Genomic DNA, 19,403 nt, shown 5'->3' on the forward strand with positions numbered 1-19,403 from the left:
ATTATGTGCTGATCGCCGCCATGCTGGCGGTCGTCGTCATTGGCGGCGCGCAATGGGCTCGCGGGCCCGGCGTTTACGGAGACGGCGCTGGCCGGGTGCCAACCGGGGCCACACCCATTCCCGAAAGGCCGGAGGTTTCGGATTCCTCCATTGCGGTCCTGCCCTTTGCCGACCTGTCACCGGAGGGCAACCAGGCCTATTTTGGCGACGGCATTGCCGAGGAAATCCTCAACGTGCTGACCCGCGTGGACGGGCTGCATGTCGCCTCCCGCACCTCGGCCTTCCAGTTCCGCGGCGACGAGCTGGGCATACCGGCCATCGCACAGGCGCTGAATGTCCGGCATGTTGTCGAGGGCTCGGTGCGCAAGGCTGGGAGCACGCTGCGCATTACCGCCCAGCTGATCGATTCCGAGACCGACCAGCACCTCTGGTCGGAGACGTTCGACCGGCCACTGACAGCGGAAAACATCTTTGCCATTCAGGACGAGATTGCATCGGAGATTGTCCGCGCGCTCAGCGAAACGCTGGGTATGGAACCGCCCGATGTCTCCGTGAGTAGCGACACGGAAAATCTGGATGCTTATGAGCTCTTTCTGCGCGGCCAGGATATTTTCCACCGGCGGAACAATGACAACATTCCGGACGGCATCGCCTATTTCGAACAGGCCGTCGACGCCGACCCGGACTTTGCCCGTGGCTGGGCCGGGCTAGCCGCTATCTATGGCATCGCCGAAAGCTGGATTGGTGGCGGCGAGGCCGATCAGGATTTCGACGCGCTGGCGCTTGAAGCCGCCGACCGGGCTACGGCTCTGGATGCCAGTCTCAGCCTACCGTACTCTGTCCGCGGCAATGTCGCGCGTCGACGCTTCGAGTGGTCCGAAGCACTCAACCAGACCAATGCTGCCGTCGAGCGCGACCCGACGAGTGCCAATGCGTGGTATTTCCGGGGCTCGATCTGGCTGGATGCCGGTTTCTTTGATCAGGCGGCCACCGATTTTGAAGCATGCCTCGAACGCGATCCGAACTATGAGATCTGCCGCCGTTTCCTCGCTTTTGCCGAACTCTATCGCGGGCATACGGACCTGGCACTTGAGCTTTTTGAAGCCGGCATCCTGGCGGGACAGGAATCCTATCCCCATATCATGGCCCCGGTCTATTTCGCCACCGGAGACGCCGCGACAGCCCTATATTTCCTCGCTTACTTGGCTGAGGACCGTAGAACCGACGCCTATCTCGAAGCCCGTTACCGGTATTATAGCGACCATAGCCTGACGAACGCAGAATTCGAGCGAATGCTCAGGGCTATTTATCTGCGCGAAAACGGCTCTCTCGAGGGCTTCGAGCCACCTTCCTTCGCATACAACGAAGACTTTCCGATTGATGACTTCGATATTCGCTGGAACCCCCTCCAGATTGACCGGTTCCGGCCGGAAGTCCGTGACGCCTTTATCGCGGCGCGCCACAGGGCCATGGAGGCCGCCAGCCTTCCCGATTTCTGGCGTGAACGCGGCTTCCCGCCACAATGCCACCCCGCTGGAGAAAATTATTTCGAATGCGGCTGGTATGACGGGGAGGCGGACGGATGAACCATTTCCTCGCCGAGCTGCGCCGCCGCAACGTCTTCCGTGTGGCCGCCGCCTATCTGGTCGCGGGCTGGCTGGTGATGCAGGTCGTGGCGACCATCGGAGCCGCCGCCGGACTGCCCGACTGGGCCGACAGCCTGGTGCTTGTCCTCCTGATCGGGGCCTTCCCGATTGTCCTGTTTATCGCCTGGGCGTTCGAACTGACGCCCGAGGGCACGAAGAAGACCGAGGCCGCAGACGCGCCCACAGGGTTCAAACCGCTCGGCCCCAGCGATTATGTGCTGATCGCCGCCATGCTGGCGGTCGTCGTCATTGGCGGCGCGCAATGGGCTCGCGGGCCCGGCGTTTACGGAGACGGCGCTGGCCGGGTGCCAACCGGGGCCACACCCATTCCCGAAAGTCCGGAGGTTTCGGATTCCTCCATTGCGGTCCTGCCCTTTGCCGACCTGTCGCCGGAGGGCGACCAGGCCTATTTTGGCGACGGCATTGCCGAGGAAATCCTGAACGTCCTTGTACGGATTGATGGGCTGGACGTCGCCTCGCGCACGTCTGCCTTCCAGTATCGGGGCGAAGCCTATTCCATCCCGGAAATCGCAGAAGGTCTGAATGTCCGGCACGTTCTGGAAGGCTCGGTGCGTACCGATAGCGCCACGGTACGCATTACCGCCCAGCTGATCGATGCGCGTGATGACCGGCACTTGTGGTCAGACACGTTTGACCGGCCGCTGACAGCCGGTGCCATTTTCGCCGTGCAGGACGAGATTGCCACGGCCATCGTCGAGGCGCTGCGCGGCTTCCTGGATGAGTCCGTTCCCGAACCGGTCGTCGCCGTCGCGGCCGTGACGGATGATGTCGATGCCTACACCCTCTATCTTCAGGCGCGGTCCCTGTATCTCGGCCGCCGCGATCTTGGCCAGGTGATGGACCTGCTGGATCAGGCAATCGCCCGGGACCCCGGTTTCGCGCAGGCCTATGCCATCCGCGCCGGCGCAACGCTCCTGCTGGTAGAGTACAGCGAAACCAGCCGTCCCCTGGAGGATTTGCATGCCGAAGCGGCCCGGTTTGCGCGCCATGCCCTGGACATCGATCCAGAGAATGCGACAGCCATGGCCGTGCTTGCCAATTCACAGGCATTCCAATCGCGCCTGCTGGGCCGGTGGGCGGATTATTCAGACATCATTGCCCAATTCACACGCGCGCTGGACTTCGATCCCCATGACGGATCGGCGCGCAACTGGCGCGGGCTGGTCTATCTGGACATGGGCTATCTCGACCTCGCGCTGAATGATTTTCAGGTGTGCATGGCGCAGGAGCCCCGTTATGCGCCCCGTGTCGAAAATACCTACGATACACTCTATGCCATGGGGCGCGCCGAGGACGGATTCGCGACGTACAGAAATGCCCTGAACGCGGGCCTCGTTACCGGTGAATGGCTGAATTTCGGGATGCTGGCCCATTTCCGAGAAGACATTGCCTTTACCCAGGCAGTCAATCTGGCGTCAGTCTTGCCGCGCTATCCGCGCGCCGGCGAGATCTACGAAGCCTTTCTGAACCTGGACGAAAATCATTCCGAGCTAGGGGCCGATGCATGGCGGTATGCCGAAAGCATTGGCAATACCGGGGAATACATGGTCGCGATCCTGCTGCTTCCGCTCGACCCGAGCAATTCAAGTCAAAACCCCTTCATCTACTGGCAGTCGGAACTGCACGCCTGGCGTCAGCTGGACCGGTTCAAGGACCGGATGCGCCAGACCGGCATACTCGACCACTGGCGTGAGCACGGCTTTCCGCCGCAATGCCGCGCCGGCGAAGACGACGATTTTGATTGCGACTAGGATGACCGGATGAACCGCCTGCTCTCCGAACTGCGCCGCCGCAACGTGTTCCGGGTCGCGACCGCCTATCTGGTGGTCGGCTGGGTGCTGATCCAGGTCGTCTCGCTGATCGCCGAACCGTTGGGCCTTCCGGATTGGACCGATACATTCTTCATCGTGCTGCTGGGGGTGGGCTTTCCCATTGCCCTACTGCTGGCTTGGGCGTTCGAGATGACGCCCGAGGGCATGAAGCTGACGGTTGCCGTGCCCGCAGACGACGGCATTGCCACACAAACCGCCCGCAAGCTGGATTATGCTATCGTCGCCGGGCTGGTCGTGCTTGTCGGCGTCATCGTCTGGCAGCAATTGGCGAGCCCGCAAGCGGCAACCGCTCCGGAGCTCGCGGCGCGGGCGGAGGCCGGCGAAGGGGCATCCGTCGCGGTGCTTCCCTTTGCAGACATGAGCCCCGATAGCGATCAGGCCTATTTCGCCGATGGGATTTCGGAAGAGATCCTCAATGTCCTCGTTCGTATTCCTGACCTCCAGGTCGCGGGCCGCACCTCCAGTTTTGCCTATCGGGGTCAGGACCAGGATTTGCGTGAGATCGGCAGTGCGCTGAATGTCAGCCATGTTCTGGAGGGTAGCGTGCGCCGCAGCGGGACGCGGCTTCGGATCACCGCCCAGTTGATCCGTTCCGAGGACGGTTTTCATCTCTGGTCGGAAACCTATGACCGGGAACTGACCGATATTTTCGATATCCAGGACGAGATCGCGGGGGCGGTTGCCGATGAACTCGCCACTTCCCTGGGACTCGAGACGGGGGCGATCAGCGTTGCGCGCACCTCCGATCTGGGCGCCTACGAATCCTTCCTTCATGCCCGACAACTCTTTCGCGAGCGCGGTCAGGCCAATCTCGAACTCGCCGCTGCCATGCTGACCGAAACGCTGGCGCGCGACCCCGAATACGGGCCCGGATGGACACAGTTATCTGGTGTTTATTGGGTGATGCACTATTACCGTCAGGGCAACAGCGCGCCTGCGCCTGAGCTTGCGGTGAGGTGGAATGCCCTGGCCGTAGAGACCGCGCGCCGGGCGATTGTGATCAATCCGGCCGACGCCCAGGCCCATGCCTTTCTTGGAGCGGCGCTTACCGAGAACTGGAACTGGATCGAGGGGCTGGACATGCTGGACCGGGCCGTAGCCCTTGCTCCCAATGACCCCGACGTCCTCGACACGGCCGCTCAGATACTCGGAAAAGTGGGGTATGTGACGGAAGCGTTGGCGCTTTCCGAACATGCGGTGGCGCTGGATCCGCAGGGGGCGATTTTCCGCAACACGTTGGGAAACCTGCTCGCCTATCAAGGCCGGTTCGAAGAATCCAACGCTCAATTCCGTGCCTCAATCGACATCGACCCGAGCTTGCGCTTCCCGTATGCCAACCTGATGTGGGGCCTTGCGAGGGCCGGTGACATGGCCGGAACCCAGTCCGCGCTCATCGCCATGCGCGACCGCGGCCACCTGGTTCGTGGAGATGAGGATTTGATCGAGCCCTTCGTCGCTGCGCAAAGCCTGACAGACATGCAACCGCTTGCCGTGGAAAGCCGGGGCTTTGTCCGTTCCCTGTATGCCTTGCTGGCGTCCGACATCGAGTATTATTTCTCCCGAGCCCCGATCCGTGACATCGACGAGCTGCCCAGCAATTGGGCTAACTACAACCCGTTCTGGCAATCTTTCAGAGGCGAAATTTTCGCCGATCCGCGATGGAAGTTCTGGGTCCGCCGTGGGGACCTGGTGGATCTCTGGAGGGCGCGCGGCTTCCCGTCCCAATGCCGACCCGTGGGCGAGGAGGACTTTGAGTGCCTTCCGCCGAGCGAAATGGATTAACAACACTGTGGCGCGCGGCTGGTGCAAAGGGAAGCCGAGGCAGACCCGGCGATAGGCACGCGGGGGATTTGCTTTGCGTCTGTCTCCGGGACGCGCGCTCAATCTTTCCCTTTTGTAATTCTTCCCGCCCCTGCTAGCGTCGTTGTCAGGAGAGGAAAAAGAGGATGATTCTTCAAAGGATTAGCAAGGCCGTCCGCGAACAGAACTGGCTCGCTGTGGCGATCGAATTCGTCATCGTCATCGCCGGCGTGGTGATCGGTTTCCAGATCACGGCGTGGAATGCCGCCCGCCAGGAGCGCATCGACGAACGCGACACATTGATCCGGCTCTATGATGACATTGCGGCCAGCCGGACTGCGCAAATCCGGGATATTGCCTTTCTCGAACAGCAGATATCGGATCAAGCCGTCATAATTGGGTCGCTATCGCGCTGCTCTGTCGCGCCGGAAGACGACACGATGTTCCAGCGCGGAATCTCGACGCTCGGATGGATCAACCCGCCGCGGCTCAATCGCCGCACCATCGATGAAATGCTTGCTTCGGGGCGTACCATTGTCATCCGCAACCGGGCTATTCTCGACCAACTGGCCAACATCGTTTCTATCGTCGAGTGGCGGGCGGCGGCCTTCGATGACACGATGAACAGCATGCTGCAAAATCGCCAGCGCATTGAACCGCAATTGCGGTTTGGCCTCGATCAGGTCATCGACAATCCCTTCGTTCCCGAACACCGGGTCCGGATCAGCTACGACATAACGGCGATCTGCCAGGACAGTCTGCTGACCAATTCGATCTCATCGGTCAGCTATCTGACCCATGAGCGCATGGACGCTTACCGGCCGCTCATCGGGATCTACGGAGCGCTTCTTGTCCAGATCGCCGATGAACTTGAATTGCGTTGGGATATCGATCCGGAGGCCATTGAATGATCCTCGCCCGTCTCTCCTCTGCGATCAAGGAACAGAACTGGTTCGCCGTCGTCCTTGAATTCATCATCGTCATCGCGGGTGTCGTGATCGGTTTCCAGATCACGGCATGGAATAGCGAGCGGGCCGAGGACGCTCGCGCATCAATGCTGATAGAGCGCATTGAAGAAGAATTTCGAGTTCTTGAGACGAGTTTGTCCGACTACGAGCGTTTACTGGCCAGTTATGAAGCCGCCAGTGAAAATGTGATCGCGGCGATCCGGAATGATACCGTGTCCACAACGGATCCGGCGCTGATGAGGGACTGGCTGGGCCTGACCCGCCATGTCGGTCGACCGCCTGCACGTTCCGCCATCTTTGCCGAGATGATTGCGTCCGGCGAGCTGTCGCTTCTTCCTGAGGCATTGAGGACGGCTTTAGCGGAGTTTGATCAGGAAATTCAGCGCAACGCCTATCTGTGGCCAGAAGCGGCCAGTCATCTGACAGGTTCGACTGCCCTGTTCGATGCCGTAGAATACAACTCGTTGTCGGCGGATCACGACGTAACCTCCTTCGATCCCAATTTGCTGCCTCTGGCAGAATCCGATCTGGAAGCTCTGGTGATTTATCAAGGCGCGCTCAGAATAACCTATGAGCGAATACTGGGAAGCGCTCGCGAGGTTCTTGCCGCGATTGAACCAGACCAAGGGGGAGCGATGCCATGATCCTCGCCCGCATCAGCCGCGCTATCCGCGAACAGAACTGGCTCGCCGTGGCGATCGAGTTCGTGATTGTCGTGGCCGGCGTCATGCTGGCCTTCCAGTTCACCGCCTGGAATGAGCAAAGCCAAAATGCGGTCCGGGTCGAACAGGCGCTCGCGCGGCTGCAACTGGAGACCGAGGAGAATATCGGCGCCCTGCGACAGCGCATCGACGCCAATGCCCGGCGTGGAGCCGACCAGCAGGTCATGATTGCCGTGGCGATGCGCGGGCATCTCGAGGACGGCGAAGCCGAGGCCTTCGAGCGCGGCGTGGCGCAACTGATGTATTTTTCGCGCCATCCGGTCCGGCGGAGCATCTATCAGGCGCTCGAACAGTCCGGTGACCTGGCGCTCATCGCCGACCGGGACCTGGTGATCGCGCTGAACCGCTACCAGGCCAGTCTGGCCTGGATCGACAATCAGCACGCCAGCTTCCGACGCGGGCTCACCACCTTCACCGACACGCTGGCGGAATTTTCCTTCCACGAACCGACGGATGATCCGACCATCACCCGCGTCCGTGTCGACCTGGAACGCCTTGCGGCCGAGCCACGGCGGACCAGCGCGCTGGTCCAGATGGCCCGAATGCACGCGATTTTCGGCTACTATGTCATCCAGCTGGAGGCCGAAACGGTTGAACTCTGCCACCGCCTGGCCGATGCCACCGGCCGCCCCTGCGCTGAGGAGAGAACGCCATGATCCTCGCTCGCATCACCAGGGCGCTGCGCGAACAGAACTGGTTCGCGGTCAGCCTCGAATTCGTGATCGTGATCCTCGGCGTCGTGATCGGTTTCCAGATCACGGCCTGGAATGAGGCGCGCACCGCGGTCGCACTCGAGCAGATCTATCTGGAAAGGCTGCATGACGACATGGCGCGCTCGCGCGCCGTGCTCGAGGCCGAAATCGCCAATTCGAGGGAATGGCACGAAGATGGGGACGCGATACGCATAGCCCTTCTGACCGGTGATCGTGAAACCGCGGGCACGGGATGGCAGCTCAATGCCGCGACCCGGCTCGTCGTGGGTTCGCCGCAAATGGGCACGCTGAACGAACTGATCAGCGGCGGCCAGATGAATCTGATCCGCGATCCCGATCTGCGCCGTCGCATCGCGCAGACAGACGCCCAATTGCGCAGCTATGCCGATTACATCGCGCTGATGAGCAATACCGCACCGCCCTTCATGTACACCATCCAGTCTCGCCTTGAGACCGGGACAGGCGGTGCCGAGGACGTGCATTTCGATTTCGACGCGCTTGCCGCTGACGAGGAATTCCTCAATGCGTTCGGCCACATGCTCCGTCTGAGTTCGGTCAATCGCTACTGGCTCGAGGGCATGCTGACCGAGGTGAATGAGCTGGAAGCCATCCTCACCGACACGCTGGATATCGAGGCCGCCATCGCACCGGCCGACGCGCCGGAAGAAATGGTCGCCGAATGATCCTGACCTCGATCACCAAGGCCCTGAAGACCCAGAACTGGCTCGCCGTCGCAGTCGAATTCATCATCGTGCTGGCCGGCGTGGTGATCGGCTTCCAGATTTCCGCCTGGAACGAGACCCGGATCGAGCATCAGCGCGAAGCCCTGATCCTGGACCGCCTGCACGCGGACTTCGTCGAGATCGAGGCCCGTACGGCGACCATGGTCGCCCAGCTCGAGACACGGATCGAGGCGGGCACGTCCTTCGAGACTCTCCTGCTGCGTGACCAGACCTTCGTCAGCGATGCTGACTTCTTCGAAGCCCTGCAGAACGCCATCGGCACGCCCGTGCCCAATGGTCGCTCGGCGACCTATGCCGAACTGGTGGCCTCCGGCGAGATGCGGCTGATCCGCTCGGAAGCCCTGCGCGAGGCGCTGGTGGAGTTTGACGAGCAGGTGCGTCGCCAGGAGCTGGCCTATGCCTCCCTCGCCCGGCTGATCACCGACAATGCTGGCCTCCTGCTGGAAGTCCAGGGCTATGCGGTGGAAGACCCCGAGGCGCTGCGCCCCGATCTCTATCGAGGTCTCGCCGAGATACGCCAGTCACCCGAGATCTTCACCGCCGCCCGCCTGACCACCCGCGCCAACCAGGTCAACCGGATATGGCATGAAGGCACGCTGGAACGGGCACAGGCCGTGTTGGCGGCGATGGAAACCGGCGACACCCCCTAGAGCAGGCCCACCCGCTGCGGGCCGTCGCCCGGCTCGGTCAACCATTCCTCGTCGACGCGGACATTGCCGACGGCCTTGTTGGCCTCGCGGATATCCATCGCCTCGGAGGGCAGGCCTTTCAGCAAAGGCTCGATGTCGTGATTGTCGGCATCGGTCCAGGCTTCGAAATCCTCCGGACCGAGAATGACCGGCATGCGGGTGTGGATGGCGGCCATGGCCTCATTGGGCGCGGTGGTGAGGATGGTGAAACTGTCGATTGTCTCGCCCTCGACCTCGGCCCGGTCCCACAGGCCGGCAAAACCGAACCAGTCCTGATCCTTCACGGTGATGAAATGCGGCTGTTTGGCGCCTTTCGGACCGGTCCACTCGTAAAAGCCCACCGCCGGGATGATGCAGCGCCGCTTCTGGAAGGGCATGCGGAAGCTGGGCGCCGAGGCGGCCGTCTCCGACTTGGCGTTGAAGGTGGAGAATTTCATCTCCTTGAGCGGTTTCTGCCAGAAATAGGGCACCAGCCCCCAGCGCGCCATCACCGCTTCCGTACGGCCGTCCTCGCGACGGATGATCGGCGCTCTCTGGGTCGGGGCGATATTCCAGCGCGGCTCGAGATTGAGCGCGCCCTGCTGGAGCTTGAATGTCTCCTGCAGAATCCACCACTGAAGCTTTCCAAGGGCATAGCGACCACACATGCCGGGCAGACTAGCCCGATTGGCGGGGCGTGCGAAAGCGCCCGGATTCGTCGCTTGACTCTGCCGCGCCAGATGAGAACATAAGAAGAACATCAAGCGAGAGCCAAATCTGATGACTGTGCCGTCACACCCTGACCGGCGGCAGCAGCTTGCCGAGCTGCGCCGTCAGATACGGGCCCTGGACCTGGGGGAGACAGACCCCGCCGCATCGCCCGCCGAACCCGCGGAGGCCGTGCCCCCGTGCGATGCAGCACGGATCGGTGCCGACCCGTTGCAGCTGGCGCCGGGCCTGCACGAGATCTGCCCGGCCGGCTATCTCGACACGCCGGCGGCGCTGGCCGTGCAGGCCGGGCTGATGGCCACTCATCTGGCGGCGGCAGGCCGGGAACGCCCCGTGCTCTGGGTCCGGCGGTCCATGGGCACCGGCCAGGATTTCGGTCGCCCCTACCCGCCAGCCCTGGCGCAATGGGGGCTCGATCCGGCCCGGCTCATCCTGGTCGAGACGGGCTGCGAGAGCGACACGCTGTGGACGCTGGAAGAGGGGCTGAAGACCGGCGCCGTGGTGATCGGCGAGACCGGTCCCTCGGCCCGCTATGACCTGACCGCCACGCGCCGGCTCGACCAGGCGGCGCGGCGGGCCGGAGCCCTGGCTCTGGTCCTGCGGCCGCATGAAGGCCTGGCACCGAGCGCCGCGCTCAGTCGCTGGCGTATCGCCGCCCGCCCGTCCCCGGCACGGGCCTGGATCGGCGCAAGAGGGCTGCCGGGATTGGGAGAACCGCGGTTTCACGCCGCACTGGAACGGGTCAGGGGCGGCCCGCCACAGGAATACGAGATCGAGTGGAAACATGCGTCGTTTCATGTCCTTGAGCCTGCCCCGCTGGCCGACCGACCGGCACCGCCAGAGCGCAATACCGAGCGCAAGACCGGACCCGACACCCGCCCCGCCAGCCCGGCCGCGTCCCGCTTCGGCCCGGCCCTGGCCGGTCAGCTTATCCGCCTCACCGGATAAGCCGGCCCCGTCAGACAAGCTGGCGACGGACGCCCGGCCGGCGCCCTTCGCCCTGGTCCACACCACGACGGGGGGCGAGCGCCTCTATGCGCTCGATGCCGAGGCCGCACGGCGCGGTCTGCAGCCCGGCCAAGCGGTCTCCGATGCCAAGGCACTGGAGCCGACCCTGCAGCTGCGTCCGGCCGACCCGGCCGGTGATGTCCGGCGCCTGGCCGCGCTGGCGCGGGGCTGTGGCCGCTGGTCGCCCTGGACCGCACCCGACCCCGGCCTGCCCGGCGAGGATGGCATCCTGCTGGAAATCACCGGCTGCGCCCATCTGTTCAGCGGTGAAGAGGCCCTGCTGCACGACGCCCTGACCGCCCTGCGCCGCCAGGGGCATGAGGCCCGTGGCGCCATCGCCCCGACGATCGGTCTCGCCTGGGGCCTGGCCCGTCATGCTGCGCCCGGCGCGCCGGGCGGGCAGGTCATCGTCAAGGACATATCCGCCGCCCTCAACCCGCTGCCGGTCGCCGCCCTGCGCATTGGCGAAACCGCCGCCACCCTGCGTCGTTTCGGGCTCAAACGGGTTGGCGATATCGCCAGCCTGCCACGCGCCAGCCTGGTCCGGCGCTTCGGGCGCGCCCTGGTCGACCGGCTTGACCAGGCGACCGGCCGGACCCGCGAAGTCCTCAATCCGCTACAACCGGTCACGCCCTTTCGCGCCCGCACCCGCTATGTCGATGCGCTGCTCCTGCTCGATGGCCTGAAACAGGGGGTTAAGGACACGGCAGAAGGCCTGTGCGGGGCGCTGGAAACGGCCGGACGCGGCGTCACCCGGCTCGACCTCCACCTCTTCCGGGTCGACGGCAAGACCCATCTCCTCACCCTGGGCACCGCGGCACCGGCCCGCGAGGCCGGTCATCTCGCGCGCCTGTTCAACGAGAAGCTGGACCGGGCCGAGATCGATATCGGTTTCGGCATCGCGATGATCGAGCTGACCGCCCGCGCCACCCAGCGCCTCGGCGAACGCCAGGACGGGCTGGTCGATGACGGCCGGGTCGACGAGACCGATCTGGCCCGCCTGACCGATCGCCTCGTCGTGCGGCTGGGCGAGGACAAGGTCCAGCGCGCCGCCCGCCGGGCCAGCCACCAGCCCGATCGCGCCGCGCTCTGGCGTCCGGCACTGGCCAGTCCGCCAGCCCCTGCTGCCGCGCGCCGCGCCCCCATGCTGGCGGTCGCCGAATCCGAGCCGCAATCAACGCTCCTGCCACCACCCCGGCGCCCCCTGCTCATCCTCGCCCGGCCGGAACCGGCCGAGGCCGTCGCCGAGATTCCCGATGGCCCGCCACGCAGCTTTGTCTGGCGCCGCGTCCGCCACCAGGTCGACCGGGCCGAGGGCCCTGAACGTCTCGCTCCGGACTGGTGGCGCGAGGGCATCTGGCAAACCGACCGCCCGGCCCGCACCCGCGATTACTTCCGCGTCGAAACCCGTGAAGGCCGCCGTTTCTGGCTCTATCGCGACGGCCTCTACGGCCTCGAGACCACCCGACCCCAATGGTTCGTCCATGGCGCGTCGTGAGAAGAAGGAAATGAAGGAAAGGCTTTCGCCTTTCCTTCCCGGCGCAGCGGCGGGGGTGCCCGGCCATGCCGGGCGGAGGGGTCAGGCGCAAGCCGGAAAAAAACCCATCGACCTGCCGCAAAGCGGCAGCCCACTTCCCCCGCAAGCGGGAGAAGAAAAAGGAACATCGACCCGTCGCTGTGCTCCGGCCCACATCCCCCGCCATGCGGAGGAAAAACTATGAGCCGCGACTTTGCCGAACTGCTCACGGCCAGCAATTTCACCTTCCTGACCGGTGCCTCGCATCCCGACGAGATGGTGGCGCAGGCGAAGGCGCTGGGCCTGGCCGGGATCGGGCTGGCCGACCGCAACAGCTTTGCCGGCATGGTGCGCGCCCATCTGGCCGCGAAGGAGGCCGGCATCCCGCTCCTGGTCGGCACCCGCCTGGTCACGCGCTGCGGGCTGGAGATCGCGGCCTATCCGACCGATCTGGCCGCTTATGCCCGTTTGACCCGCCTGCTGACCGACGCCAATTTCGCCACCACGAAGGGCAATTGCGACCTGCACGCCGACGACCTCGCAAACGCCTCGGCCGGACAGATCCTGCTGCTCATCCCGCCGCACGAGCCGGACCAGGCCTGGCAGGACCGGGTCAGCGCCCTATTGCCGACCCTCAGGGGCGAGACCCATCTCGTCCTGACCCGCTGGTTTGACGGCCGCGATGGCGAACGCCTGCACCGCCTCTCGCAGCTGGCCAATGACTGGAGCCTGACGACAATCGCCAGCACGGATGCCCGCTATCACGCGCCAGGCCGCAAGCCGCTGGCCGATGTCGTGACCTGTATCCGCGAGCATGTCCGCATTACCGAGGCCGGCTTCCACCTCGCCGCCAATGCCGAACGCCATCTCAAGCCGGTGGCCGAGATCTACCGCCTGTTCCACGGCTATGAGGAGGCTGTTGCGCGCTCGGTCGGGATCGCCCGCCGCCTGACCTTCTCGCTGGACGAACTGGTCTATCATTACCCCGACGAGGTGATCGGCGAGAATGAAACGCCGAACGAAACCCTGCGACGCCTCGCAGCGGAGGGTCTGCAAACCCGCTATCCCGCCGGCGTGCCGGACAAGATTGCCCGCGCCGTCGCCACCGAACTCGACCTCATCGAAGGGCTCGACTACCCGTCCTATTTCCTCACCGTCCAAGACGTGATCCGCTTTGCCCGTTCGCGCGGAATCCTGTGTCAGGGACGCGGATCGGCGGCCAATTCGGCGGTCTGTTTTGCGATCGGCATCACCGAGGTCGACCCGAACCGGATCGATCTCCTCTTCGAGCGTTTCGTCTCGGCCGAGCGCGGCGAGCCGCCTGACATCGACGTCGATTTCGAGCACAACCGGCGCGAGGAGGTGATCCAGTACGTCTATGAGAAGTACGGGCGTCGCCGCGCCGCCATGACGGCGACCGTGAATTGCTATCGTCCGCGCGGCGCCATCCGCGAGGTCGGCAAGGTGTTCGGCCTGTCCGGCGATGTCATCTCGGCCCTGTCGAAAAGCCTGTGGGGCTGGTCCAGCGACGATCTCCAGGAGAGCCGCATCCGCGACGAGCTCGGCCTCGATCCGGACAGTCCGGCGCTCGCCATGACGCTGCGCTATGCCCGCGAGCTGATGGGCTTCCCGCGTCATCTCGCCCAGCATCCCGGCGGTTTCGTGATGACCCGCGCCCGGCTCGACGAGATCGTGCCGCTGCACAATGCCGCCATGCCCGAACGCACCATGCTGGAATGGGACAAGGAGGATATCGACGCACTCGGCCTGATGAAGGTCGATGTGCTGGGCCTGGGCATGCTGACCTGTGTCGCCCGCGCCTTCGAGCTGCTGGCCACGCACCATGGCCGCCATCTGACCATGGCCAGCATCCCGGCCGAGGATCCGCGCGTCTATGACATGATCTGCAAGGCCGACACGGTCGGCGTCTTCCAGATCGAGAGCCGGGCCCAGATGACCATGTTGCCGCGCCTGAGGCCGCGCAATTTCTACGATCTGGTGATCGAGGTGGCCATCGTCCGGCCCGGCCCGATCCAGGGCGATATGGTCCATCCCTATCTGCGCCGGCGACGTGGCGAAGAGATCGTGGAATTTCCCTCGAAAGAACTCGAAGAGGTACTGGGCAAGACGCTCGGCGTGCCGCTCTTCCAGGAGCAGGCCATGCGGATTGCCATTGTCGCCGCCGGCTTCACCCCGGCCGAGGCTGACCGGCTGCGCCGCTCCATGGCCGCCTTCCGGCGCTCGGGCACGATTTACGAAATGGGCCAGAAACTGATGAATGGCATGATCGCCAATGGCTATGAGCCGGACTTCGCCGAGCGCTGTTTCAGGCAGCTCGAGGGCTTCGGCGAATACGGCTTTCCCGAAAGTCATGCCGCCAGCTTCGCGCTCATCGTCTATGTCTCCTGCTGGCTGAAGCATTATTATCCCGACGTCTTCCTCGCCGCCCTGCTGAACAGCCAGCCCATGGGATTCTATGCTCCCGCCCAGCTGGTCCGCGATGCCCGCGAGCATGGCGTTGATGTTCGCCCGCCCGACATCAATCACTCCGACTGGGATGCCACGCTGGAGGAGACCGATATCCCGCGCCGCGACGGCACCGGCATGCGCTTTGCCGTGCGCCTCGGCCTGCGCCAGATCAAGGGCATGAAGGAACCGGCCGCCGCCCGCCTCGTTGCCGCCCGCCAGGCCGAGGGGCCTTTTGAAAGCCTGGCCGATCTCGCCCGCCGGGCCCGGCTCGACAAGGGCTCGCTGGATCGGCTGGCCAATGCCGATGCCGCCGGCTCCCTGGCCATGGACCGGCGCAAGGCGAGCTGGACCGCCTTGGCCGAGGCCGGCAGGCCGCTGCCTCTCTTCCAGCACGCCGACAGCTGGGGGCATGAGCATCCCGTCGCCCTGCCCGAACTGACCGGTGGCGAACAGGTCGCCCAGGATTACGCCACCCTGCGCCTCTCCCTGAAGGCCCATCCGCTGAGTTTCTTTCGCGGCGAGCTGGCCGAGACCGGCCATGCCACCTGCTCGGCTCTCAATGAGATGCGTGACGGGCGCTGGGTCACCCTGGCCGGCCTGGTCCTGGTGCGCCAGCGCCCCGGCTCGGCCTCGGGCGTCATCTTCGCCACGCTGGAAGACGAGACCGGCATCGCCAATGTCATCGTCTGGCCGAGCTGTTTCGAACGCCATCGCCGCATCGTCATGTCATCCAAGCTTCTGGGTGTGACCGGCCGGGTTCAACGCGAAGGCCCGGTCATCCATGTCGTCGCCAATCGCCTCACCGACCAGTCCTGGCGCCTCGCCGCACTGGCTGATGGAGCCGATTTCGCCGAGGCCGTCGCCCATGCCGACGAAATCACCCGCCCCAATGCCGACCCCAGAACCGTCGCCCTCTACCGCCGCGTCATGCAGGGCGAGCGACTGGAGGACATATTGCCAAAGAGCCGGGATTTTCATTGAGGGCGGAGGCTCGAAGGGCGGCGAGTGTCTGCCTGTGGGTCCCGGATCTGCGCCCCGCCTGCGCGGGGCCTCCGTCCGGGATGACAAATGGGTTCCCCCGCGAAAGAGGGGCTCCAGCGCACACCCCGCCATGAATCACTTGCCGGGAGAAAGCCGTATCGGGTTCTCGAGCTCAAGGGGCCTGCCCGCGAAGCGGCGCCTGCGGCGCCCTTGACCTCGAGAACCCGATACGGCCCGCTGGCTGACAAGTGATGTATGGACAGCTCCACGCGGAGCGCGTCCAATTGCGCAACCTTCACCCCCGCTTCGGCCACCAGGGCACGAAACCCGGCGTCCGGGCGACATAGTCCGCATAACTAGGCCGGCTTTCGTGAAGACCTTCCTCCAGCATTTTGGCGCCGGTCCAGCGGGTCAGGGTGAAGGTGAGGAAGAGCGGGCCGATGATTGTCCACCAGCCGTCTCCGTCGGCGACCGTGATCAGCCAGAGGCCCCAGAAGAGGACGGCATTGCCGAAATAATTCGGATGACGGGTATAGCGCCAGAGCCCCCGGTCCATGACCTGGCCCTTGTTCGCAGGATCTGCCTTGAAGGCGGCCAGCTGACGGTCGCCGATCACTTCAAAGGCGAGGCCGATGGCAAAGAGGGCCATGCCCGCGATTGCGGCCGGGGCGGTGTAGCGGGCGCCCTCCATCACGGCATGCTGGACCGGCAGGGCGGTCACCCACAGGAGCACGCCCTGCAGGAGGAAGACAGCGACCAGCATGAAGATGGCCTCCTTGCCCGGCGGTGAGCGTTCGAGGAGCTTCTGGTAGCGCTTGTCCGCCCCCTCATGCTGCCAGCGCGTGAAGAGATGATGGCCCAGGCGCAGGGCCCAGATCGCCACCAGCGCGACATACCAGGTCGCGCCCTCCGCCCCGGCGAACAGGAGCGAGGACAGGGCCAGGACCAGAAAACCCAGCGGCCAGATACTGTCGATATAGGAGGGATCCTTGCGCGGGACGCTGAAGGGCCAGGCCAGCATCATGACGCCGAGCATGAGGGCGAGATTGAGAAGATAGGGGATCATGCCTCTAACCTAGGGTGCCCGGATCCGTTCGACCAGTTCGCGGACCTCGGCCGGCGGGGCCGGTGTCATGAGCGAGACCGTCACGGAAATCACAAAGCTGATCACCATGCCGATCGTGCCAAAGCCTTCCGGCGAGACGCCGAGGATCCAGTACTCGGCATCATTGGGGATCCAGCCGAAGATCTTGTAGGTGAGGATATAGGCGCCGGTCACACCCAGGCCGGTGACCATGCCGGCAATCGCGCCTTCCTTGCTCATGCGTTGCCAGAAAATGCCCAGCAGGATGGCCGGGAAGAAGCTGGCCGCCGCGAGCCCGAAGGCCAGCGCCACGACCGAGGCGACAAAGCCCGGCGGGTAGATGCCGGCGAGGATGGCGATCAGCACGGCCCCGGTCGCCGACAGTCGGGCGATCAGGAGTTCCTGCTTGTCGGTCATGGATTTGAACAACACCTTGCGACACAGGTCGTGCGAGATCGAGGACGAGATCACCAGCAGGAGACCGGCTGCCGTCGACAGGGCCGCCGCGATCCCGCCCGAGACCACGAGGCCGATCACCCAGGCGGGCAGGTTCGCAATCTCCGGATTGGCGAGCACGAAGATATCACGATTGAGTGTGGTGACTTCGTTGGTCGCCGGGTCGGCGCGGTACTGGATGCGACCATCGCCATTGCGGTCCTCGAAGCCAAGAAGACCGGTCGTCTCCCAGCGGTGGAACCAGTCCGGCGTCGCGCTTTCACCCTCGGCCAGCGTCGTGGTTTCGGGCTCATAGACACTCTCATTCACCGTCTCGATGAAATTGGTCCGGGCGAAGACGGCGACCGCCGGGGCGGTGACGTAGAGAATGCCGATGAAGAGGAGCGCCCAGCCGGCCGATTTGCGCGCATCCGCGGCCTTGGGCACGGTGAAGAAGCGCACGATCACATGGGGAAGGCCGGCGGTCCCCGCCATCAGCGCCAGGGTGATTGCGAAGACATCGAAGGTCGATTTGGAGCCGTCGGTATAGGGGGCAAAGCCGAGCTCGGTGAGCATGCCGTCCAGCTTCATCAGGAGCGGCGTGCCATCACTGGCATTGCCGATGAAGCCCAGCTGCGGCACCGGCGAACCGGTCAGCTGCAGCGAGATGAAGATGGCCGGGGTCATGAAGGCGAAGATCAGCACGCAATACTGCGCCACCTGAGTATAGGTGATCCCCTTCATGCCGCCGAGTGTGGCGTACATCAAAACGACCAGTCCGCCGATCACCACACCGGCCTCAATGGGAATTTCCAGGAAGCGCGAGAAGGCAATGCCGACGCCCTGCATCTGGCCGGCGATATAGGTAAAGGAGACAAAGATCGCGCACACGACGGCAACAACGCGGGCGGTGTTGGAGTAATATCGGTCGCCGATGAAGTCCGGCACCGTGAACTTGCCGAAACGCCTGAGATAGGGCGCCAGAAGGAGTGCGAGCAGCACGTAGCCGCCGGTCCAGCCCATCAGGAAGACCGAGCCGTCATATCCGGAAAAGGCGATCAGGCCGGCCATGGAGAGGAAGGAGGCCGCGCTCATCCAGTCGGCGGCGGTGGCCATGCCGTTGAAGACCGGCGGGACGTGATGGCCGGCGACGTAGAATTCATCGGTCGAGCCGACCCGCGACGCGATCGCGATCCCGATATAGAGCGCGAAGGATGTAATGACGAAAAAACCGGTCCAGAACAGGGTCGGGGTCATGACGCATCCTCCGGGTCGGGAGCGTCCGCCGGCGTTACCGGTGTCATGTCACCGCTGCCGAGCCGGTTGGCAAAGCGTGCCTCCAGCCGGTTCATCGCCCAGGCATAATAGAAGATCAGCACAATGAAGGTGAGGATGGAGCCCTGCTGGGCGAACCAGAACCCCAGCGGCGCGCCGCCCAGCGAGACCTGGTCCAGCCAGGGACGCAAAAGGATGCCGAATCCGAAGGATACGGTGAACCAGACCGCCAGCAATATGCCCATGAGGCCCAGATTGGCGCGCCAATAGGCCTTGCGCGCGGATGACTTGTCTTGCGCCATTTGCTCCCCCAGACTGATCGCATGACAGTGATGACGATCGGCGGCGCGAGCTTTGCAAACAAATCCTTAACACACCAGACCTGTTGCGTTTCAGGTCAGGAACGAGATGTGGAAGGATGACTGAGATGAGCCAGAGCGACCGCCTTACCGAAGACGAAAACGCCACCATGCGCATCCTGTGGGATCGTGGCGGCGCCTCGGTCAGCGAGCTGGCCATCGCCACCCGCCAGCCGGCGACGACCACACTCAACCTGCTGCACGGGCTGCGCCGCAAGGGCGCGGTCGAGCGCCAGCAGGCCGGGCGCGACATCGTCTACCGGCCGCGCCTGAACCGCGAAACCGCCCGCAGCCACGCGCTCGGCCGTCTGCTGTGTGGTGACAGCACCACCCCTGACAATGGCCTGGGCGTGGTCGTGCTGCGCGAGAGCGATATCGACCCGAAGGACTGGGCCGACCTGCAGGCCGAGATCGCCCAGCGCCGCAAGGCCTGA

General features: G+C 64.3%; 14 protein-coding genes and 1 pseudogene. 11 read left to right on the forward strand and 4 right to left on the reverse strand.

Annotated features, from left to right (window positions below):
• The 8 genes and pseudogenes from QZZ02_RS01355 to QZZ02_RS01390 form a co-directional block, all read left to right on the forward strand.
• Positions 1 to 1,586, forward strand: a pseudogene (locus QZZ02_RS01355) (hypothetical protein); the annotation flags it as partial.
• Positions 1,583 to 3,418 carry a hypothetical protein gene (locus QZZ02_RS01360; RefSeq protein ID WP_291841759.1) on the forward strand — a complete coding sequence of 612 codons (1,836 nt, stop codon included), beginning with the start codon at positions 1,583 to 1,585 and terminating at the stop codon, positions 3,416 to 3,418. The pseudogene QZZ02_RS01355 and the gene QZZ02_RS01360, both read left to right, overlap by 4 nt.
• 9 nt (positions 3,419 to 3,427) lie before the next feature.
• A complete protein-coding gene (locus QZZ02_RS01365; RefSeq protein WP_291841760.1) occupies positions 3,428 to 5,281 on the forward strand; it encodes a hypothetical protein in 1,854 nt (617 codons plus the stop codon).
• A gap of 164 nt (positions 5,282 to 5,445) precedes the next feature.
• Positions 5,446 to 6,210 carry a hypothetical protein gene (locus QZZ02_RS01370; RefSeq protein ID WP_291841761.1) on the forward strand — a complete coding sequence of 255 codons (765 nt, stop codon included), beginning with the start codon at positions 5,446 to 5,448 and terminating at the stop codon, positions 6,208 to 6,210.
• Entirely contained in the window at positions 6,207 to 6,911 is a 705-nt protein-coding gene (locus tag QZZ02_RS01375; protein WP_291841762.1) for a hypothetical protein, read from the forward strand. Before QZZ02_RS01370 ends, QZZ02_RS01375 begins: the two co-directional genes overlap by 4 nt.
• Positions 6,908 to 7,645 (forward strand): hypothetical protein, encoded by a 738-nt coding sequence (locus QZZ02_RS01380; protein ID WP_291841763.1) that lies wholly within the window; start codon positions 6,908 to 6,910, stop codon positions 7,643 to 7,645. The genes QZZ02_RS01375 and QZZ02_RS01380 overlap by 4 nt, the downstream gene beginning before the upstream one ends.
• On the forward strand, positions 7,642 to 8,385 hold the full coding sequence (locus QZZ02_RS01385) for a hypothetical protein (RefSeq protein WP_291841764.1): 744 nt from the start codon (positions 7,642 to 7,644) through the stop codon (positions 8,383 to 8,385). Before QZZ02_RS01380 ends, QZZ02_RS01385 begins: the two co-directional genes overlap by 4 nt.
• The gene (locus QZZ02_RS01390) at positions 8,382 to 9,095 is read left to right on the forward strand and encodes a hypothetical protein (RefSeq protein WP_291841766.1); all 714 of its coding nucleotides are present in this window, start codon (positions 8,382 to 8,384) and stop codon (positions 9,093 to 9,095) included. The genes QZZ02_RS01385 and QZZ02_RS01390 overlap by 4 nt, the downstream gene beginning before the upstream one ends.
• Here the strand turns inward: QZZ02_RS01390 and QZZ02_RS01395 are convergent.
• Positions 9,092 to 9,781, reverse strand: a complete 690-nt coding sequence (locus tag QZZ02_RS01395; protein WP_291841767.1) for an SOS response-associated peptidase — start codon at positions 9,779 to 9,781, stop codon at positions 9,092 to 9,094. The genes QZZ02_RS01390 and QZZ02_RS01395 overlap by 4 nt on opposite strands.
• Before the next feature lie 845 nt (positions 9,782 to 10,626).
• On the opposite strand from QZZ02_RS01395, the gene QZZ02_RS01400 reads away from it, so the two are divergent.
• Both QZZ02_RS01400 and QZZ02_RS01405 read left to right on the forward strand, forming a co-directional pair.
• A complete protein-coding gene (locus QZZ02_RS01400; RefSeq protein WP_291841768.1) occupies positions 10,627 to 12,348 on the forward strand; it encodes a hypothetical protein in 1,722 nt (573 codons plus the stop codon).
• A gap of 219 nt (positions 12,349 to 12,567) precedes the next feature.
• Positions 12,568 to 15,816: an error-prone DNA polymerase gene (locus QZZ02_RS01405; RefSeq protein ID WP_291841769.1), complete on the forward strand. Its 3,249-nt coding sequence runs from the start codon at positions 12,568 to 12,570 to the stop codon at positions 15,814 to 15,816.
• 295 nt (positions 15,817 to 16,111) lie between these two features.
• On the opposite strand, the gene QZZ02_RS01410 is transcribed toward QZZ02_RS01405, so the two are convergent.
• The 3 genes from QZZ02_RS01410 to QZZ02_RS01420 are packed head-to-tail and all read right to left on the reverse strand — an operon-like array spanning position 16,112 to position 18,912.
• Positions 16,112 to 16,882 carry a DUF1295 domain-containing protein gene (locus QZZ02_RS01410; protein ID WP_291841770.1) on the reverse strand — a complete coding sequence of 257 codons (771 nt, stop codon included), beginning with the start codon at positions 16,880 to 16,882 and terminating at the stop codon, positions 16,112 to 16,114.
• 9 nt (positions 16,883 to 16,891) lie between these two features.
• Positions 16,892 to 18,592 carry a sodium:solute symporter family protein gene (locus QZZ02_RS01415; protein WP_291841771.1) on the reverse strand — a complete coding sequence of 567 codons (1,701 nt, stop codon included), beginning with the start codon at positions 18,590 to 18,592 and terminating at the stop codon, positions 16,892 to 16,894.
• Complete coding sequence (locus QZZ02_RS01420; protein WP_291841772.1) at positions 18,589 to 18,912, reverse strand: DUF4212 domain-containing protein; 324 nt, start codon at positions 18,910 to 18,912, stop codon at positions 18,589 to 18,591. Before QZZ02_RS01420 ends, QZZ02_RS01415 begins: the two co-directional genes overlap by 4 nt.
• 125 nt (positions 18,913 to 19,037) lie before the next feature.
• On the opposite strand from QZZ02_RS01420, the gene QZZ02_RS01425 reads away from it, so the two are divergent.
• Positions 19,038 to 19,403 (forward strand): BlaI/MecI/CopY family transcriptional regulator, encoded by a 366-nt coding sequence (locus QZZ02_RS01425; protein WP_291841774.1) that lies wholly within the window; start codon positions 19,038 to 19,040, stop codon positions 19,401 to 19,403.

Source organism: Maricaulis sp. (assembly GCF_015665295.1).
Classification (GTDB): domain Bacteria; phylum Pseudomonadota; class Alphaproteobacteria; order Caulobacterales; family Maricaulaceae; genus Maricaulis.